Origin of the sequence: Streptomyces sp. XM83C (genome assembly GCF_023072675.1) — a bacterium.
In the GTDB taxonomy this organism is placed as follows: Bacteria; Actinomycetota; Actinomycetes; order Streptomycetales; family Streptomycetaceae; genus Streptomyces; species Streptomyces thermocoprophilus.
In genome coordinates this window covers 1-2,326 of sequence record NZ_JALLGL010000507.1, presented here as the reverse complement: position 1 = coordinate 2,326, position 2,326 = coordinate 1, and the positions used below count along the sequence as shown (strand labels likewise).

At 72.1% G+C, this 2,326-nt stretch carries 3 protein-coding genes; 2 read left to right on the top strand and 1 reads right to left on the bottom strand.

Annotation, left to right across the window (positions count from 1 at the left end; all coding sequences use genetic code 11):
* Positions 1 to 54 precede the first annotated feature (54 nt).
* Entirely contained in the window at positions 55 to 291 is a 237-nt protein-coding gene (locus MTQ10_RS29820; protein ID WP_247473621.1) for a hypothetical protein, read from the top strand.
* A 169-nt stretch (positions 292 to 460) separates the two neighbouring features.
* Complete coding sequence (locus MTQ10_RS29815; protein WP_247473619.1) at positions 461 to 1,561, top strand: lytic polysaccharide monooxygenase auxiliary activity family 9 protein; 1,101 nt, start codon at positions 461 to 463, stop codon at positions 1,559 to 1,561.
* Between the two features lie 46 nt (positions 1,562 to 1,607).
* Here MTQ10_RS29815 and MTQ10_RS29810 read toward each other — a convergent pair whose 3' ends face one another.
* Positions 1,608 to 2,261 carry a response regulator gene (locus MTQ10_RS29810; RefSeq protein WP_247473617.1) on the bottom strand — a complete coding sequence of 218 codons (654 nt, stop codon included), beginning with the start codon at positions 2,259 to 2,261 and terminating at the stop codon, positions 1,608 to 1,610.
* Between the last annotated feature and the right edge of the window lie 65 nt (positions 2,262 to 2,326).

Genomic DNA, 2,326 nt, shown 5'->3' with positions numbered 1-2,326 from the left:
CTCCCCGCCCCGCCCAGCCACCCACGGAGCACCCCACAAGCACGAGGAGGGCACATGAACGACCAGCACGTCACCGGCCGTACGAGCCGCACAGGCCGTACCCGCCGCGTCGGCCGGCGCCCCGGTCACGGGCGGCGTCGCGCGACCCTCCTCGCCGCTGGGCTCGCCACGCTGGCGCTCGGCCTGTCGGGCCAGTTCACCGACCCCCCGGGCAACGCCACCGTGACGACCTCCCGGCCCGGGACGACCGCGCACCCGCCCTCGGAACCGGGCCCGGGGGCATCGCCCTGATCCCCGTCCGCGGGACACCACGGCGACCGGTCACAGCCGCCCGCCCGGCACCACGGCGGCCCGGGGCAGCCCGCCCGCCCGATCCATCCGCTCACCCCACGACCTCCCCGCCCGTCCGGACGGCACCCGCACCCCGGGCGGGCGGGGACTCCACACGGAAGGAGAGAACGTGGCTCGACGCAACAAGCTCTTGTCGCTGCTGGCGGCGTTGTCCACGCTGGCCGCGGCGCTCGTGCTGACCCTCCTCAACCAGGGCACCGCACAGGCGCACGGCGTGGCGATGCTGCCCGGATCGCGTACCTATCTGTGCTGGCTGGACGCCAAGACATCGTCCGGCAGCCTGGATCCGACCAACCCCGCCTGCAAGGACGCGCTGAGCAAGAGCGGGCCGAACGCGCTGTACAACTGGTTCGCCGTGCTGGACTCCCGAGCGGGAGGCCAGGGCGAGGGCTATGTGCCGGACGGCACGCTGTGCAGCGCCGGTGACCGGTCGCCGTACGACTTCTCCGCCTACAACGCGGCCCGATCGGACTGGCCGCGCACGCATCTGACGAGCGGGGCGACGATCCAGGCGCAGTACAGCAACTGGGCCGCGCACCCGGGGTCGTTCCGGGTGTACCTGACCAAGCCGTCGTACTCGCCGACGCAGCCGCTGGGCTGGTCCGACCTGGAGCTGATCCAGACGGTCACCGACCCGCCGCAGACGGGTTCGCCGGGCGCGGACGGCGGCCACTACTACTGGAACCTGCCGCTGCCGTCGGGGCGTTCCGGTGACGCGATCCTGTTCATCCAGTGGGTGCGCTCCGACAGCCAGGAGAACTTCTTCTCCTGCTCGGACGTCGTCTTCGACGGCGGCCACGGCGAGGTGACGGGCATCCGCGGCTCCGGCAGCACGCCGTCGCCCGACCCCACCGACCCGACCCCGGACCCGACCGACCCGACCGACCCGTCGGACCCGCACACCGGCTGCATGGCGGTGTACAGCGTGACCAGCTCCTGGAGTGGCGGTTTCCAGGGTTCCGTCGAGGTCATGAACCACAACAGCTCGGCACTGAACGGCTGGGCCGTGTCGTGGAAGCCGGGCTCCGGCACGACGATCAACACGGTGTGGGGCGGTACGGTGTCGACCGCGTCGGACGGCACGGTCACGGTCCGCGCCGCGGACTACAACCGGACCATCCCGGCGGACGGCAGTGTCACCTTCGGCTTCACGGCCAACTCGACCGGCAACAACGGCCCCGTCGGTTCGATCAGTTGTGTGACGTCGTGATCCTGCCCACGGGTTCCCGTTCGTCCACCCGGTCCGCGCCGGTGGCTCAGGGGTCCACCAGCCCCGCCCGGATCGCGTAGCGGGTCAGCTCCAGACGGTCGCGCAGCCCGAGCTTGTGCAGGATGTTCGCCCGGTGCCGCTCGACCGTCTTGGCGCTGATGGACAGCATCGCCGCGATCTCACGGGAGGTGTGCCCCTCGGCGACCAGTTTGAGGATCTCCTCCTCGCGCTCGGTGACGGCCCGCTCCGGCAGGCCGTCACCGCGGCGCAGCCGCTCGAGCCAGGAGCGGACGAGGGCGCGTTCGGCACCGGGGTACACGAACGGCTCGTCCCGCATCGCCGCGCGGCAGGCGGCGACCAGGTCGCGGTCGGCGACCGACTTCAGCACATAGCCGCAGGCTCCCGCCTTGAGCGCCTCGAAGAAGTACTGCTCGTTGTCGTACATGGTCAGGATCAGCAGCCGCAGCCCGGGCCGTCGCCGGCTCAGCTCACGCGCCGCCTGCAACCCGGTCATGCGGGGCATGGCCACGTCCAGCACGGCCAGGTCCACGTCCCCGGCGAGGGCCCGTTCGACCGCCTCGGCCCCGTCCCCGGCCTCCGCCACGACCGTCAGATCGGGCTCGGCCTCCAGGATCAGCCGTACCCCGCGTCGTACGAGGGTGTGGTCGTCGGCGAGCAGCACACGCACAGGCCCGCTCATCGCAGCCCACCACCTGACAGCAGCCCTTCACCCGAGGGCAGCCCCCCACCGGACACCAGCCCCTC